At 69.6% G+C, this 16,500-nt stretch carries 11 protein-coding genes; 5 read left to right on the top strand and 6 right to left on the bottom strand.

Annotated features, from left to right (window positions below; translation table 11 throughout):
- Positions 1–18: 18 nt before the first annotated feature.
- Complete coding sequence (locus tag ABAZ39_RS03205) at positions 19–1,173, bottom strand: pyridoxal phosphate-dependent aminotransferase (protein ID WP_038526682.1); 1,155 nt, start codon at positions 1,171–1,173, stop codon at positions 19–21.
- A 210-nt stretch (positions 1,174–1,383) separates the two neighbouring features.
- On the bottom strand, positions 1,384–2,613 hold the full coding sequence (locus ABAZ39_RS03210) for a gamma-glutamyltransferase (protein WP_247881620.1): 1,230 nt from the start codon (positions 2,611–2,613) through the stop codon (positions 1,384–1,386).
- On the opposite strand from ABAZ39_RS03210, the gene ABAZ39_RS03215 reads away from it, so the two are divergent.
- The 3 genes from ABAZ39_RS03215 to ABAZ39_RS03225 all read left to right on the top strand — a co-directional run bounded on the left by ABAZ39_RS03215 (position 2,582) and on the right by ABAZ39_RS03225 (position 5,444).
- A complete protein-coding gene (locus ABAZ39_RS03215) occupies positions 2,582–3,934 on the top strand; it encodes a M48 family metalloprotease (protein WP_247881621.1) in 1,353 nt (450 codons plus the stop codon). The genes ABAZ39_RS03210 and ABAZ39_RS03215 overlap by 32 nt on opposite strands.
- Positions 3,935–4,056: 122 nt before the next feature.
- Positions 4,057–4,812 (top strand): DsbA family protein, encoded by a 756-nt coding sequence (locus ABAZ39_RS03220; protein WP_038526685.1) that lies wholly within the window; start codon positions 4,057–4,059, stop codon positions 4,810–4,812.
- Positions 4,813–4,832: 20 nt separating this feature from the next.
- Entirely contained in the window at positions 4,833–5,444 is a 612-nt protein-coding gene (locus tag ABAZ39_RS03225) for an HAD family hydrolase (RefSeq protein ID WP_038526688.1), read from the top strand.
- Between the two features lie 13 nt (positions 5,445–5,457).
- On the opposite strand, the gene greB is transcribed toward ABAZ39_RS03225, so the two are convergent.
- The gene (gene greB, locus ABAZ39_RS03230; RefSeq protein WP_038526691.1) at positions 5,458–6,021 is read right to left on the bottom strand and encodes a transcription elongation factor GreB; all 564 of its coding nucleotides are present in this window, start codon (positions 6,019–6,021) and stop codon (positions 5,458–5,460) included.
- Positions 6,022–6,105: 84 nt separating this feature from the next.
- A complete protein-coding gene (locus ABAZ39_RS03235) occupies positions 6,106–9,282 on the bottom strand; it encodes an Rne/Rng family ribonuclease (RefSeq protein ID WP_038526694.1) in 3,177 nt (1,058 codons plus the stop codon).
- A 574-nt stretch (positions 9,283–9,856) separates the two neighbouring features.
- Here ABAZ39_RS03235 and ABAZ39_RS03240 point away from each other — a divergent pair.
- Positions 9,857–11,164 carry an N-acetylmuramoyl-L-alanine amidase gene (locus tag ABAZ39_RS03240; RefSeq protein ID WP_247875066.1) on the top strand — a complete coding sequence of 436 codons (1,308 nt, stop codon included), beginning with the start codon at positions 9,857–9,859 and terminating at the stop codon, positions 11,162–11,164.
- 266 nt (positions 11,165–11,430) lie between these two features.
- Positions 11,431–13,938, top strand: a complete 2,508-nt coding sequence (locus ABAZ39_RS03245; protein WP_144243455.1) for a penicillin-binding protein 1A — start codon at positions 11,431–11,433, stop codon at positions 13,936–13,938.
- A gap of 72 nt (positions 13,939–14,010) precedes the next feature.
- On the opposite strand, the gene ABAZ39_RS03250 is transcribed toward ABAZ39_RS03245, so the two are convergent.
- Both ABAZ39_RS03250 and ABAZ39_RS03255 read right to left on the bottom strand, forming a co-directional pair.
- On the bottom strand, positions 14,011–14,967 hold the full coding sequence (locus tag ABAZ39_RS03250; RefSeq protein WP_038526700.1) for an SGNH/GDSL hydrolase family protein: 957 nt from the start codon (positions 14,965–14,967) through the stop codon (positions 14,011–14,013).
- A gap of 13 nt (positions 14,968–14,980) precedes the next feature.
- On the bottom strand, positions 14,981–16,420 hold the full coding sequence (locus ABAZ39_RS03255; RefSeq protein WP_038526703.1) for an MBOAT family O-acyltransferase: 1,440 nt from the start codon (positions 16,418–16,420) through the stop codon (positions 14,981–14,983).
- Positions 16,421–16,500: the final 80 nt, after the last annotated feature.

A 16,500-nucleotide genomic window follows, 5' to 3' on the forward strand; every position in this document is an offset into this window, starting at 1 on the left:
GAGGACCGAAGGGCTATCCTACCTCTTCCAGGCGATCAGCCGCCGGGCCGCCTCGGCGATGGTTTCCTCCGAACCGGCGAAGCTGAAGCGCACGAAGCGGAGGCCGCGCGCCGGGTCGAAGTCGACGCCGGGGGTGCAGGCGATGCCCGTCTCCGCAAGGATGCGCTTGCAGAAGGCCTCGCTGTCGTCGGTCATCTCCGTCACATCGGCGTAGATGTAGAAGGCACCATCGGCCGGAGCCAGCTTGTCGAAGCCGGCCTTTGGCAGCTCCCTCAGCAGAAGCTCGCGGTTGCGGGCGTAGCGGGCGACGTGGCCGTCCAGTTCCTCGGTGCAGTTGAACGCCGCGACCGCGGCGGCCTGCGACAGGCTGGGGGCGGAGATGAACAGGTTCTGGGCGAGGCATTCGACCGAGCGGATCAGGTCGTCCGGCACGATCATCCAGCCCAGCCGCCAGCCGGTCATCGAGAAGTATTTGGAGAAGCTGTTCACCACCAGCGCGCTTTCGCTGACCTCGGCGGCGGTGACGGCCTCCGGCCCATAGGTCAGGCCGTGGTAGATCTCGTCGGAGACGAGGCGCACCCCCTTGGCGTCGCACCAGGCGGCGAGCGCGGTCAGTTCCTCGCGGCTCAGCATTGTGCCGGTCGGGTTGGCCGGGCTGGCGACGATCAGCCCCTGGATGGGCGGATCGAGCTGCTCCAGAAGCTCGATGGTCGGCTGGAAGCGGTGCTCCGGCCCGGTCGGCAGCTCCACCGGCTCGACCCCGATGGCGGTCAGAGTGTGGCGGTAGGCCGGGTAGCTGGGCGAGGCCATGGCCACCCGGTCGCCCGGATCGAAGGCCGCCAGGAAACCGAGCTGGAAGGCCCCGGACGAGCCGGTGGTGACCACCACGCGCCGCTCCGGTACGTCGATCCCGTAACGGTCGCGGTACCAGCCGGCGATGGCCGCCCGCAGCGCCGGAATGCCCAGCGCCCCGGTGTAGCCCAGCACGTCGGCGTCGAGCATGCGGTGGGCGGCCTCCAGCACGCCCTTCGGCGCGCCGGTCGAGGGCTGCCCGACCTCCATATGCAGGACCTCGAGGCCGGCGGCCTCGCGCTCGGCGGCGGCGCGCATCACTTCCATGACGAAGAAGGGCGGGATGGCGCCCCGTTTGGAGACTTTGGGTGCTTTGCTCATGATTCCAGACTTTTGAACATCAACGCTCGGTTTCGACCAGGATGCCCAGGGCGTGGGCGCGCGGGTCGGCGGCGATCTGGCATTCCTTCCAGCCGCTCTCGATCGAGGTCTGGCAGGTGACGAAGGTGGCCCGGCCCGGCCCGCTCGCGGCGCGGCTGACCCGGATGGCGGCGCCCGGCTCCTTGTCCAGCGCGGCGGGCAGGGCGGCGGTCAGCAGGGCGGCGGGCGCGGCGGCGGGCCGTCGTCGCCGGCGGCGCTGGCCGCACCGGCGAACTGGGTGCGGCCGACGATGGCGTTGGTGAGCAGGCCGGGCGCGCCGAAGCCGGCGCCGTCCACCCCGCGGGCGGCCAGAAGGCCGGTGCCCGGCACCATGCGGCCGCTGCCGAAGGGTGCCCCCATGGTGAAGGAGCAGGCGACCCCGTTCTCCTCGTGGTCGATCACGACGAGGCCGGCGCCGGGCGCGGAGGCGCCGTTGGAGACGCCGTTGCCGGTGGCGCCCAACGCCTGGGCGACGCGGGCGGCGCGCTGGTCGGACGGCAGGTCGGCGGCGGCGTTCCAGGCGGCGGTCAGGGCGGTTCCGTTGTTGGTCTCGGGAAGCTGGGCGAAATGCATGGAGACGATGCCCAGCGGAACGGCGGCGGTGCCGGTCCAGCGCGGCTGGAAGCCGCGGACGGTCGCCGGATCGATGGCGGCGGCCTGCGCCACGGCACCCCCCAGCGGCCCGCCATACATCGCCGCGATGCCGCTGCGGCGCACCTGCGACAGGGTTGCGGCCAGCTCCGGCTGGCTCAGCAGCGCGCCCTCGGCCAGCGGTGCGCCGGTCGGCAGGAAGACGCGGCGCGCCTCCGGATCGGCGGACAGGCGGGCGGCGGAGTCGGCGAGGTCGCGCGCCAGCGCCCGGCTGACCGGAGTGGAGCGGGCAAGCTGCTCGGCCGGGACCACGGCCTGCTCCCAGCGCATCGCCCCGTTGGCGGCTTGGAGCGCGTAGACGCCGCGCAGGAAGCCGGGCAGGGCCGCCCCTCCAGTGCCGGCCGGGCGGGGAAGGAAATCGAGCGTGCGGGTTTCCTTCTTCGCCGCATCGAACACCACGCAGACGCCGCCGCCGGTCAACCCGACGCGCGACGGCAGGGTGACGGTCATCGCCATCGCCATGGCGGCGGCGGCGTCGCCGGCCTTGCCGCCCTGGGCGATGATGTCGCGCCCGATCTCCGCCGCGCGCGGCTCGTCCGCCGCGATGTAGTTCTGGGCGGGGGCGCCGGTGCGGTATTTCGTGTTGACGCAGCCACCGACCAGCGATGCGGCTATGGCAATCGCGCCCAACCCTTGCCAGATTCGGCGGGTGGAATGGGGCGCACGGACCGGCATCTTGACCGGCTGCCCGGTGCCCCGGTGTGCGGAGGAAGTAACGGTGCGCAAGCCCAGCAGGCTGGTTTCGGTCATCGCCATGGTTGCCGTGATGGTTCTGTCGTGGTCGCCGCCCGCGGGCGCGCAGCGGCGCCAGGAGATGCAATTCCTGAGCGACGCCGAGACGGAACATATCATCCGCGACATGGCGCGGCCAATCTTCCAGGCCGCCGGCATCGATCCGGACGCGGTGAACATCGTCCTGGTCAACGACAACACCATGAACGCCTTCGTCGCCGGCGGTCAGAACATCTTCCTGCACACCGGCCTGCTGCTGGGGCTGGAGGACGCCGGGCAGCTCATCGGCGTGATCGCCCACGAGACCGGCCACATCGCCGGCGGCCATCTGGTCCGCGGGTCGGAGGCGATGGAGAACGCCTTCCTGTCCTCGCTGATTGGCATGGGCATCGGCATCGTCGGCGGCATCGCCGCGGGCAACGCCGGCGCCGGTGCGGCGGGCGTCATGCTGGGCCAGCATCTGGCGGAGCGCAATTTCTTGTCCTTCTCGCGCAGCCAGGAGTCCTCGGCCGACCAGGCGGGCCTGTCCTACATGGAGCAGTCCGGCATCTCGGCGGAGGGGCTGGTCACCTTCCTGGAGAAGCTGGGCGCCGCCGACGACCCGCTTCTGGTCGACCGCGACGCCGGCTACCGGCGCACCCACCCGCTGACCCGCGAGCGCATCGAGACGGTGCGCAATTTCGTGGAGCGGTCGCGCGCCGGCAAGAAGCCGGTGCCGGCGCAGTGGAACGAGGAATTCCGCCGCATCCAGGCCAAGCTCTACGCCTATCTCGACCCCAACGGGGCGCTGCGCCGCTACAAGGCGGACGACCCGTCCTTCGTGGCGCGCTACGGCCGGGCCTACGCCTATTTCCGGCGCGGCGAGGTCCGGCAGGCCCTGCCTCTGGTCGACGGGCTGATCGCCCAGGAGCCGAAGAACGCCTTCCTCTACGAGATGAAGGGCGACCTGATGCTTCAGAATGGGCGGGCGGTGGACGCCGCCGCCCCCTACCGCAAGGCGATCGAGCTGGAGCCGGACGCCGGCAGCATCCGCGTCTCGCTGGCCCATTCGCTGATGGAACAGAACGACAGCCGGCTGGCCGACGAGGCGCTGCGCAACCTTCAGGTGGCGTCCAAGACGCAGGCCCAGTCCGCCTTCCTGTGGCGGCTGATGGCCCAGGCCTGGAGCATGAAGGGCAACGCCGGCATGGTCGCCTACGCCACCGCCGAGGAGGCCTTTGCCCGCGGCGACAAGCCGATGGCCCGCTTCCAGGCGGAGCGGGCGGAGAAGCTGCTGCCCGCCGGTTCCCCTGGCTGGTTGCGCGCCCAGGACATCCGCGGGCAGGCGGGCGGCAAGTGAGCCTTCTCCGTTCGCGCGCCCTCCGTTTGCGCGGTGCACAGCCGTCTTGCCTGACCCCGCCGTCCCGGTCCACAGTATCGCCCCGATTCGCGCCGTTTTGGCTCCCCACGAGAGAGTTCGACATGACCCGCTTCCGCCCCGCCGCCCTGGCGCTCGCCGCCACGCTGGCCCTTCCGACGGGGCTGCTGGCCCCCGCCCTCCAGGCGCAGAGCCCGATGGACGACGCGCAGCGCAAGGCCGTCGAGGAGGTCGTGCGCGACTACATCCTGAAAAACCCTGAGATCATCCTGGAGGCCGTGGACTCGCTCCAGAAGCGCCAGAAGATGGCCGAGGAGCAGAAGGCCAAGACGGCGCTGGCCGAGAACAAGGCGGCGCTGTTCCAGAACCCCGCCGATCCGGTGGCCGGCAACCCCAAGGGCGACGTGACGGTGGTCGAGTTCTTCGACTACCAGTGCGGCTACTGCAAGGCCGTGCAGGCCGACACCGAGCGCCTGATCAAGGACGACGGCAAGCTGCGCTTCGTCTTCAAGGAGTTCCCGATCCTCAGCCCGGCCTCGCTGACCGCGGCCAAGGCGGCCCTGGCGTCGCGCGGGCAGGGCAAGTATCTGGAATTCCACAACGCGTTGATGGCCCACCGCGGCCAGCTCGACGACGACGTGATCCAGCGGCTGGCCAAGTCGGTCGGGCTGGACACCGACAAGCTGAAGAAGGACATGAACAGCCCCGAGGTGCTGAAGGTCATCGCCGCCAACCAGGCGCTGGCCGAGGAGCTGGGCATCCGCGGCACCCCGGCCTTCGTCATCGGCGACGAGCTGGTCCCCGGCGCCATCAAGCTGGACCAGATGAAGGACCTCGTCGCCGCGGCCCGCAAGGGCTGAGGCCGGGACAAGAATTGACGATGACCAAGCCGACCACCGTCGTCTTCGACATCGGGCAGGTGCTCATCGAATGGGACCCGCGGCATCTCTACCGCGAGCTGTTCGACGGGTACGAGGACCTGATGGAGGACTTCCTCGACACCGTCTGCACCCCCGCCTGGAACCTGGAGCAGGACCGCGGCCGGCCCTGGGACGAGGCGGTCGCCCTTCTGACCGCCGAGTTTCCCGACTGCCGCGAGCTGATCCGTGCCTATCACGAGCGGTGGGAGGAGATGGTGCCCGGCCCCATGGCCGGGACGCCGGAAATCCTGATGGAGCTGAAGCAGCGCGGGACGCCGCTCTACTCCATCACCAACTTCTCGTCGGAAAAGCTGGCGCTGACCCGCAGGCGCTTCGATTTCCTGAACGTCTTCGACGGGATCATCGTGTCCGGCGACGAGAGGCTGGTGAAGCCGGACCCGGCGATCTTCCAGCTTCTTCTGGATCGCTATGGCTTGTCGGCGGCGGACTGTTACTTCATCGACGACAGCCCCGCCAACGTCGAGGCCGCCCGCGCCCTCGGCATGACGGTGCATCGTTTCTCCGGCGCCGCCAGCCTGCGCGCCGAACTGGAGGAGCTGGGGCTTCTGTAGCCCCCAGCCTTCCTTACGCCGCGTCACCCGGATAGCGGATGGCGACGACCTCGATCTGCTCCAGCCCGGCGGGGGTGCGCAGGTCCACCACGTCGCCCTCCTGCGCCTTCAGCAGGGCGCGGGCGATGGGCGAAATCCAGCTCACATGGGCGCGGTCCATGTCCACCTCGTCGGCGCCAACGATGGTGACGGTGTTCTCCGTCCCGTCCTCCCGCGCGTAGGTGACGGTGGCGCCGAAGTACACGCGGTCGCGGTTCTTCTGAAGCGTGGGATCGACCACCTCCGCCGATTCCAGGCGCTTGGTCAGGAAGCGGATGCGCCGGTCGATCTCGCGCAGGCGCTTCTTGCCGTAGATGTAGTCGCCGTTTTCCGAACGGTCGCCGTTGCCGGCGGCCCAGGACACCACCTCGACCACCTTTGGACGCTCGACGCGCAGCAGCGAGCGCAACTCCTCCTGCATGCGCTGGAAGCCTTCGGGCGTCATGTAGTTCTTCACGCCCTTGGGCAAGGGTTTGGGATCGTCGGCCTCGTCGTCGTCGGGGGCGGAGTCGTTCTCCCGGGTGAAGGCCTTGCTCATGGTCGGGACCCTTCGCGGTTCTCAGGAAAAGGAAAAGGCGCCGCGAGGCGCCTTTTCCAGTCTTTACGGCGATAAAGCGCGCGCTTAGCGGCTCCACCAACCCCGGCGCGGCTTGGCCTCCGGGGCGGCGCTGGCGCTGGCCGGCTCATTGGCCGGGGCCGGAGCCGCCGGCGCTTCGCTGACCGCCGGGGCGGGCGCGGCCTCGGCGGGGGCGTCCGCCGCGGTCTTGCGCTTGCGCGCCGGGCGCTTCTTCGCCTCCTCGGCGACCGGAGCAGCGACCGGGGCCGGAGCGGGCGCGGCCTCGGCGGGAGCGTCCGCCGCGGTCTTGCGCTTGCGCGCCGGGCGCTTCTTCGCCTCCTCGGCGACCGGAGCAGCGACCGGGGCCGGAGCGGGCGCCGCCTCGACGGCCGCGGTCTTCGCCTTGCGGCTGCGCGACGGCTTGGCCGGCGGCGGAGCGGTTTCCTCCGGAGCGGCGGCTTTCGCCGCGGCCTTGCCACCCTTGGCGGTGCCCTTCGTGGCGCGCTTCGGCTTGGCGGCGGGGGCCGCTTCCGGCTCTGCGGTCACCACTTCGGCGGCCTCGGCGGCGGTCGCCTTGGCGCGGCCACGGCGCGGCTTGCGGGCCGGAGCCTCCTCGGCCACCGGGGCGGCTTCCTCGGCGGCCGGAACCTCCGCGGCGGTGTCCGCCGCAGTTTCCGGAGCCGCCTCGGCGGCCACCGCGCTGGTCAGGACCCAGTCGAACTCGACCGGTTCCATGTCCGCCGGCAGTTCCGGCGGGTTGACGGCGCGGCCGGCCTCGACGGCGGTCGGGAAGGACTCGGCGTCCGCCTCGCCCTCGACGCCATCGTCCGATTCGGCGGCGGGCAGACCCTCGCCGGCCTCCAGGCCCTCGCGCTGGCGGGACCGCCGGCGACCACCGCGCTTGCCGCGGCGGCGCTTCTTGCGCTCGCCATTGGCGTCACCGTTCGTCTCGAAGGCGTCGGCGCCGTCGTCCGCTTCGGAGGCGGCCAAGTCGGCGTCCTCGTCCTCGTCGTCCTCGATGTGGGCGGGGCCAACATCGACATCGTTGATGACGAACTCCGGAGCGTCGATCTGGGCGCGCTCGATCGCTTCCTCGTCGACCGCCGTCTCGTCGATGTCGGCGTCGGCGGCGGCCTCCGCTTCGATCTCGTCGCCCTCGGTCGCCTCGTCGGACGCTTCGGCGGACTCGCCGAACGGCGCGCGGCCATCCTCGCGGTCACGCCCGCGGCCACGGCGGCGGCGGCGGCGGCGGCGGCGGTCGCCCTCGCTTTCCCCGGCGGCGTCGGCGCGTTCCGTGACCTCGGCCCCGGCGACCTCGGCGGCCTCGACGACGGGCGCCTCCTCCTCGGCCTCCTCGGCTTCGGCGGCCAGGATGCGGTCGGTCTCGGCCAGGACGCGCTCGGCGCTGACCAGCGGCACGTCGTCTTCCGGCGTGCGGGCCTTCACGCGCTCAAGCCGCAGGTCCGGCGCGATCAGCGTGTCGTCGGCCTGGACCATGACGCGGAACCGGTAGCGGTCCTCGATCTTGGTCAGTTCGCCGCGCTTCTGGTTGAGGATGTAGAGCGCGATGCGGGTCGGCACGAAGACGGTGATCTCCGACGACCGCTTGCGGATGCCCTCCTCCTCGATGGCGCGCAGAACGTGCAGCGAGGCGGACTCCACCGAGCGGATGACGCCGGTGCCGGAGCAGTGCGGGCAGCGCTCGAAGTTGGTTTCCAGCAGCGACGGGCGCAGGCGCTGGCGCGACAGCTCCAGCAGGCCGAAGGCGGAGATGCGGCCGAGCTGGATGCGCGCCCGGTCGTTCTTCATCGCCTCCTTCAGGCGGCGCTCCACCGCGGCGTTGTTGCGGGGCTCCTCCATGTCGATGAAATCGATCACGATGAGGCCCGCGAGGTCGCGCAGGCGGAGCTGGCGCGCCACCTCGTCGGCGGCTTCGAGGTTGGTCTTGTAGGCCGTTTCCTCGATGTTGCGCTCGCGCGTCGACTTGCCCGAGTTGACGTCGATGGAAACCAGCGCCTCGGTCGGGTTGATGACGATGTAGCCGCCGGAGCGGAGCTGCACGACCGGGCTGTGGATCGCGTCGATCTGCGTTTCCACCTGATAGCGGTGGAACAGCGGAATCGTGTCGTCCTGGTACTGCATGACGCGCTTGCTGTGGCTCGGCATCATCATGCGCATGAAGTCGCGCGCGGTGTTGAAGCCGGCGCTGCCCTCCACCCAGATCTCGTCGATGTCGTCGGTGTAGAGATCGCGGATCGAGCGCTTGATGAGGTTCGCCTCCTCATAGATGAGGCAGGGCGCGGAGGACTTCAGCGTCTGGACGCGGATGTCGTCCCACAGGCGCAGCAGATATTCGAGGTCGCGCTTGATTTCCTGCTTGGAGCGTTCCAGCCCCGCGGTGCGCAGGATGACCGCCATGCCTTCCGGAATGTCGAGATCGGACAGGATCTCCTTCAGGCGCTTGCGGTCGGCGGGGTTGGTGATCTTGCGGGAAATCCCGCCGCCGCGGCCCGTGTTGGGCATCAGCACGCAGTAGCGGCCCGGCAACGACAGGTAGGTGGTCAGCGCCGCGCCCTTGTTGCCGCGCTCCTCCTTGGTCACCTGGACCAGCATGACCTGCCGGCGCTTGATGACTTCCTGGATCTTGTAGCTGCGCAGCGGGCGGGCGCGGCGGCGGTGGGCCTCCTCGACCTCGTCCCCGCCGATGACGTCCGGGCTTTCGGCCGGAGCGGCGCCTTCCGGAGCCTCGTCCGAATCCGCGGCCTCGTCCGAACCGCCATCCGAACCGGCGTCCGTGGCGAAAGCCGGGATGTCGCCCTCGAACCCGTCGCCCTCGGCCTCGGCGTAGGAGCCCGGCATCGGGGAGTTTTCCTCGACCACCACATCCGGGCGGATCGGCTCGGCCATCACGGCGCCGTCGGCGGCGGCCTCGGCGCGGGCCTCGGCCTGCTCCTCCAGCCGGCGCTCCTCGGCCAGCAGGGCCTCACGGTCGGCGATCGGGATGCGGTAATAGTCGGGATGGATTTCCGAGAAGGCGAGGAAGCCGTGGCGGTTCCCGCCATATTCCACGAAGGCCGCCTGGAGCGACGGCTCGACCCGGGTCACCTTGGCAAGGTAAATGTTGCCCTTGAGTTGCTTCCGGGTGGCGATTTCGAAGTCGAGGTCTTCGAGTCTGTTCCCATTGACCACGGCAACCCGGGTTTCCTCCGGGTGCGTGGCGTCCACCAGCATGCGCTTGGCCATACAAGATCCCCATGACGCCCCAGGCCGCCCGCGCGACGGTCAAGCCGCCGGGGCACGTCATCGTTGTGAGCGAAGCCTGCGGAACCGGCCCCTAACCCGTCGAACGGCGCTGACGAAGCAGCCAGGACGGGTCGGGCTTCGGCCTCCGGGTTACGGCCTTGCGGCCGGCACCAGCTTCGAGGTTTCGTCCCAATCCACCGGCAACCCAGAAGCGTCACGCCCCGGACCGCGCCCGATGATGTAAATTTCGGCCGTGGGGGTCCGCGGGCGACGCCCACAGTCACCCCAAAGAGAAACCTCTCGGAAGAGTGGGCTGGTGGGTCGCGGTATGTCGCAGAGCTACCATAGACAAGCACGAAACCATGCACAACGTGGAATTCGGCGAAAGTTGCGGTCCGTCGCATCCGGTTCGGCGGCATTCCACCGGGATGGGGGCGAAGCAGGGCAGTGTTGCACGAACGGCACCCTCGCCGACAATTCCGCCACGGCCCCGGAAACCACCGTTGAGCGCCTTGATTTCGCTGCGCTATAGCTGACCGCTGGCTTTGCCGGTTTGTGGTTTCTGGTGGAACGGATGCCCCGATTGCTCGCGATTGTCGCTGCGCTGGGCGCCCTTCTGGGGGCGGTCGCCCTGCCGTGCGCCCCGGCGCAGGCCCAGACCACCGCGGCGCTGCCCTTTCCGCCGCCGGTACAGGAGCGGGTGTCCGTCCTGAACGCGCGGCTCGGCCTGCATCCCGACAAGACGCGGCTGGTGCTGGAGCTGACCGACTCGGTTCCCTTCACCGTGTCGGTGCACGGCTCGCCCTACCGCGTCGTGATCGATCTGCCGGACGTGAGCTGGCCGGGCGGCAACACGGTGATGGCGGGCAAGGGCGTGGTCGCCCGCTACCGCTTCGAGGGGCGCGACGGCGGCGCCTCCCGCCTCGTGGTGGAGACCGATGGCCCGGCGCGGGTGGTCGAGTCCTACCTCATCCCGCCGCGCGACGGCTTCAAGCCGCGCTTCGTCCTCGACATCGCCCGCACCACCCCGGCGCAGTTCGCCGCCTCCGCCCCGGTCGCCGCCACCACGGCCACCGCGTCGGTGAGCCGCGAGGCGGTCCGCCCGCCGGCGAAGAGGGACCCCATCGTGCCGGTCGCCGCGGCCCTGCCGCCGCCGGTCCCGCCGCGGGCGGCGCCGGTGCCGGAAAAGCCGATGGTCGTGGTCGATCCCGGCCATGGCGGCGTCGATCCCGGCGCGGTCGGGGTTGGCGGGGTCTATGAGAAGGACATCACGCTGGCGATGGCGCGGGAGCTGAAGCGCCAGTTGGAAGGGTCGGGCCGCTACCGGGTGCGGCTGACCCGCGACAAGGACGTGTTCATCCGCCTGCGCGACCGCGTCGCCATCGCGCGGGAGGCCAACGCGGACCTGTTCCTCTCGCTGCACGCCGACAGCATCGGCTCCGCCAACATGCGCGGTCTGTCCATCTACACCCTGTCCGACCGGGCGTCCGACCGCGAGGCGGAGATGCTGGCCGCCAAGGAGAACCGGGCCGATGCGCTGGCCGGCATGGACCTGTCCTCCGAGAACGATCTGGTGGCCTCGATCCTGATCGACCTCGCCCAGCGCGACACGATGAACCACTCCAAGCGCTTCGCCAACATGGCGCTGGAGCATCTCGGCCGCGAGGTCAAGCTGATCCCCAACAAGCCGCACCGTCAGGCCGGCTTCGCCGTGCTGACCGCGCCGGACATGCCGTCCGCGCTGGTCGAGATGGGCTACCTGTCGAGCCCGCAGGACGTCAGCTTGCTGAGCAAGTCGGCCCACCGCGAGAAGCTCGGCCGCGGCATGGTCCGCACCATCGACGCTTATTTCAAATGGCTGACCGGGGCGCAGAAGAGCTGAGGTTCGGGTGAAGCGAAGTCGGCCGCGCCGGGCACCGTTGCCCGGTGCAGCCATGCGGGCGGAGGCGGTCGGGCATACGCGTCGCCCGGTCACCACTTTCTTGCAAGCGCCTTGTGGCCGTCACATTTTCCTGACATGGCTGCGAGGGAGTCGGACTGCCGCCCCTCGCGGTGTAGGATGCCGCCCATCGGATGGTTCCGCGTCTTCCCGGTCTCTGTCCCGGACGAAGGCGGCGGGACCGCCGCCATGCCTGTCTGGGAACCGTCATGCGCTTTATTCTGTCCGCCCTGATGGCCATCGTGATCCTCGCCCTGGCCGGGGCGGGGGGGCTGGTCTACATGCTGGACCATTACGATCACGAACTGCCGGACTACACCAAGCTCGCCAACTACGAACCGCCGGTGACCACCCGCGTCCATGCGGGCGACGGACGCCTGCTGGCGGAGTTCGCGTCGGAAAAGCGCGTGTTCGTCCCCATCGACGCCATGCCGAAGCGCGTGACCAACGCCTTCCTGTCCGCCGAGGACAAGAATTTCTACGACCACAAGGGCATCGACCCCGTCGGCATCGCCCGCGCCATCCTGACCAACGTGGAGAATCTCGGCCGCGACCGCCGGCCGATGGGCGCCTCGACGATCACGCAGCAGGTCGCCAAGAACATGCTGCTGACCAACGAGGTGTCCTTCTCGCGCAAGATCAAGGAGGCGATCCTGGCGGTCCGCATCGAGCGGGCCTTCAGCAAGGACCGCATCCTCGAGTTGTATCTGAACGAGATCTTCCTGGGATACCGCTCCTACGGCGTGGCGGCGGCGGCGCTGAACTACTTCAACAAGGCGCTGGACGAGCTGGACATCGAGGAGGCGGCCTATCTGGCGGCCCTGCCCAAGGCACCCAGCAACTATCACCCGGAACGCCAGCGCGACGCCGCCATCGCGCGGCGCAACTGGGTGATCGGGCGCATGGCCGAGGACGGGCACATCACCCCGGAAGAGGCCAGGATCGCCCAGTCCAAGCCCCTGGTCGTGCGCAAGCGCGACGAGCAGGAGTATGTGACGTCGGAGTATTTCGCCGAGGAGGTCCGGCGCGAGCTGGTGAAGCTCTACGGCGAGCAGGCGCTCTACGAGGGCGGCCTGTCGGTCCGCGCCTCGATGGACCCGGTGCTCCAGCAGGCGGCGACCAAGGCGCTGCGCACCGGGCTGGTGCAGTACGACCGCCGCCACGGCTACCGCGGGCCGGTCGGCAAGATGGAGAATTTCGACAACTGGGCGAAGAAGCTCGCCTCCATGGCGCCGCCTCCGGGGTCCGAGGGCTGGCATCTGGCGGTGGTGCTGAAAGACGACGAGGCGGCGGCGCTCGACATCGGTCTGCCGGACGGCTCGCGCGGCCGCGTGCCGCTGGCCGAGCTGCGCTGGGCGCGGGCGCAGCGCGACGACAACCGGCTCGGCCCGGAAATCCGCCGCCCCTCCGACGTCGCCAAGCTGGGCGACCTGATCCTGGTCGAGGCCGCCGGCAAGGACGAGAAGGGCAAGGAGCCGCCGGCGGGCACCTACGCGCTGCGTCAGGTCCCGGCGGTGCAGGGCGGTCTGGTCGCGCTCGACCCGCACACCGGCCGCGTGCTCGCCATGGTCGGCGGCTTCTCGCCGCACATGAGTTCCTTCAACCGTGCCACCCAGGCGATGCGGCAGCCGGGCTCCTCCTTCAAGCCCTTCGTCTATCTGACGGCGCTGAACCAGGGCTTCACCCCGTCCTCGCTGGTGATGGACGCGCCGTTCGAATACGACCCCGGCCACGGCCAGCCGATCTGGAGGCCGGAGAACTACAGCCACGAGTTCTACGGCCCGACGCCGCTGCGCGCCGGCATCGAGAAGTCGCGGAACGTCATGACCGTCCGTCTGGCCCAGGCCGTCGGCATGGACAAGGTGAAGGCGGTGGCCGAGAATTTCGGCATCACCGACAACCTCCAGCCCTACCTGCCGATGTCGCTCGGCGCGGGTGAGACGACGGTGCTGCGCCTCGCCACCGCCTACGCCATGCTGGCCAACGGCGGCAAGCGGGTGAGCCCGACCTTCATCGACCGGGTGCAGGACCGCAACGGCAAGACCGTCTTCCGCCACGACACGCGCCCCTGCGCCTCCTGCAACCAAGTGGCCTGGAGCGACGGGCTGACCGTTCCCGCCGTCGCCGACACGCGGGAGCAGGTGAACGACCCGCGCACCGTCTACCAGATGGTCTCCATGCTGGAGGGCGTCGTCCAGCGCGGCACGGCGACGAAGCTGCTGTCGCTGGGCAAGCCGCTGGCCGGCAAGACCGGCACGACCAACGACAGCCACGACGCGTGGTTCATGGGCTTCTCGCCCGACCTCGTCGTCGGCACCTACATCGGCTTCGACCAGCCGCGCTCGCTGGGCGCCCGCGAAACCGGCGGCTCGGCGGCGGTTCCGGTGTTCAAGGACGTGATGGAGGTCGCGCTGAAGGACCAGCCGGCCACGCCGTTCCGCGTGCCGCGCGGCCTGCGCCTCGTCCGTGTCAACCCGGAGAACGGGCGTCTCGCCCAGCCCGGCGAGCGCAAGGCGATCTGGGAAGCCTTCATCCCCGGCACCGAGCCGAACCCCGACCAGCCGCAGATGGTGCTGGACGGCTCGGCCCACGCCGCGGACGGCGGCTGGACCGGTGGGGTGCCCGGCGGCGACCCGGCGGCCCAGCAGCCGGGTGGCTGGGGCGCTCCGGCGGCTCCGCCCTCGGCGGCGACGGTGGGGACCGGCGGCCTCTACTGACCGCGTTCCCTCGGCAAGAAAAAAGCCCCGCTTCCCGGTTCGGGAGGCGGGGCTTTTCTTTTGTGCGGAGGTTCAGGGCCGCGCGGCGGTGTGGGTGTCCGGGCGGAGCTGGGCGATGGCGTCGGCGGGCGCCGTGTCGGTGGGGCAATCGGCGAGCGGGCGCAGGCGGTCCTCCATCCGCGCCAGCATCACGCGGACCCCCTCCTGGTTGATGTGCAGGGCATCCACGAAATGGGCCTCGTCCTCGACCTCGCGGCGGGTGTCGATGACCGGCACGTCGGGCGGCAGGCGGGCCTTCAGATCCTCGAAGAAGGCGTCGAAGTTGGTCACCTTCTCGATGTAGCCGGGGAAGAAGGGCGTAATGACCACGGCGACCCGCGTGCCCTTCTCGCGCGCCGTGCCGATGATGCGGTCCAGCGCGTCCCAGTTCGGCTGGAAGCCCTCCATCCGCTCCGTCGGCGCCTTTTCGAGCTGGGCCTTGAGGAAGGGCGACATGGTGCCGCTCAGCGTCCGGTCGCCGGTCGGGTGCAGCCCGTCGAAGGCCAGCCGGATCGTCTGGTTGTTGTTGAAGATCAGCGTGTTGAACAGCTTGTTGGAGGCCCACATGGTGGCGTCGACCTGCCGGATGAAGCCGTCCACCCGCTCCGAGTAGTAGGCCAGCAGCGGCAGGTCGGCGAGCGCCTTGGGATCGTCGACCACGCTCGTCGGCTCGACCAGCAGCAGGCGGGGGGCGCCGTGCCGGTCCAGATAATCCTCCCACAGCAGGTCGCCGACCGTGGTAGGGGCGCCGCCCATGCCCAGGTTCAGCACCCGGCCGCAGGTCAGCGCCTGCACCTCCTCCACCGGAAAGTGGTTGTCGGCGCGGGAGTTGCCCAGGATCACCACGTCGGCGGGCGGCCCGTTGCGATAGACGGTCATGAAGCGGTCCGACGACTGGAGGAGCGTGTCGCCCATCCAGGACGCCACCGCGCGGTCCATGGCGACCACCATGCCCAGGATCAGTCCGACGACGGCCAAAAGGCGGATCATGGTTCGGGCTCCCTCAGAACTGGAAATAGATGAAGGATCGGTTGGCGAAGTTGCCGAAGAGCAGGAGCATCAGGATCAGCGTGGCGCAGCCGGCGGAGCGGACCACGACGTTCACCCCGGCGTAGCGGCGGCCGGCGCCGAACTCGATCATCGCGTCGATCATCAGCACGACGAGGCCGAACAGGGCGACGCGGACCAGATAGCTCATCTGCTGCATGCCGCGCGGCAGGCTGAAATCGCCCTCGGCGATGATGCCCAGGATGGTCCGGACCGTGTGCATGTCGTCGGCGCGGAAGGGCAGCCAGGTCAGCGTGATCAGCAGGAAGACCAGCCCGACGGTCAGCAGCTTGCCCGCCACCAGCGGCGCGCCGCTCAGCCGCAGCGGGCTGCGCTTGGCCAGCCAGCGCAGGCCGTCCTCCGCCGCCATCAGGGTGGCGTGCATGGCGCCCCACAGGACGAAGGTCCAGGCGGCGCCGTGCCACAGGCCGGACACCAGCATCACGATGGTCAGGTTGCGGATGCGCAGCCAGTGGGTGCGTCCGCCGCCCATCGGGATGTAGACATAGTCGCGGAACCATGTGGACAGCGAGATGTGCCAGCGCCGCCAGAAGTCCTTCACGCCCAAGGCGAAGTAGGGGCGGGCGAAGTTCTGGCAGAGCGTGTAGCCGAAGATCTGCGCCAGACCGATGGCGATCAGCGAGTAGCCGGCGAAGTCGCCGTAGATCTGGAGCGAGAAGCAGATCAGCCCGATGACGTGGTTCAGCGCGTTGAAGAACTCAGGCTGGGCGAATCGCGCGTCGACCACGGCGGCGGCGTTGTCGGCCAGACCAAGCTTGAGGAAATAGCCCCAGATGATCTTCTCCAGCCCGGCGAAGCGGAAGGCAAAGCTGACATCCTGGCGGGGACCGTTCTGGATCTGGGGCAGCAGGTCGCGCGCCCGGACGATCGGCCCGGCGACGAGCTGCGGGAAGAAGGCGACGAAGGTCGCGTAGCGCAGCAGCGACCGCTCCGGCTTCTCCAGATGGCCGAGATAGAGGTCCAGCGTGTAGCTGAGATTCTGGAAGGTGTAGAAGGAAATGCCGACCGGCAGGATGATGGACAGCGTGCGGTGACCGACGTCGAGGCCGAGCGAGGCCAGCGCCACCTGCGCGCTGTCGATGAAGAAGTTGAAGTATTTGAAAAAGAACAGGATCGCCAGATTGGTCGCCACGCTGATCTGCATGAAGATGCGCGCGGTGGCCCGGTTCGGCGCGTCGGCGATGCGCAGGCCGCAATAGAAGTCGAGCAGCGTCGTGCCGGCGAGCAGCAAGCAGAAGCGGTAATCCCAGAAGCCGTAGAAGATGTAGCTGGACACCAGCAGCAGCGGCGTGAACAGCCGCGTCCTGGCGAGCATCATAAAGCCCGCCGTGAAGGCCGTGATGAACAGCAGGAACCCCAGGCTGGTGAAGTTCATCGGGGGGCCACGCTATTGTTGTTGGGAAACGGGGGCGCCGACAGCCCGCGCCCGTCGAATGACGGGCACGAACGTCGGTG

Origin of the sequence: Azospirillum argentinense (assembly GCF_000632475.1) — a bacterium.
In the GTDB taxonomy this organism is placed as follows: domain Bacteria; phylum Pseudomonadota; class Alphaproteobacteria; order Azospirillales; family Azospirillaceae; genus Azospirillum; species Azospirillum baldaniorum.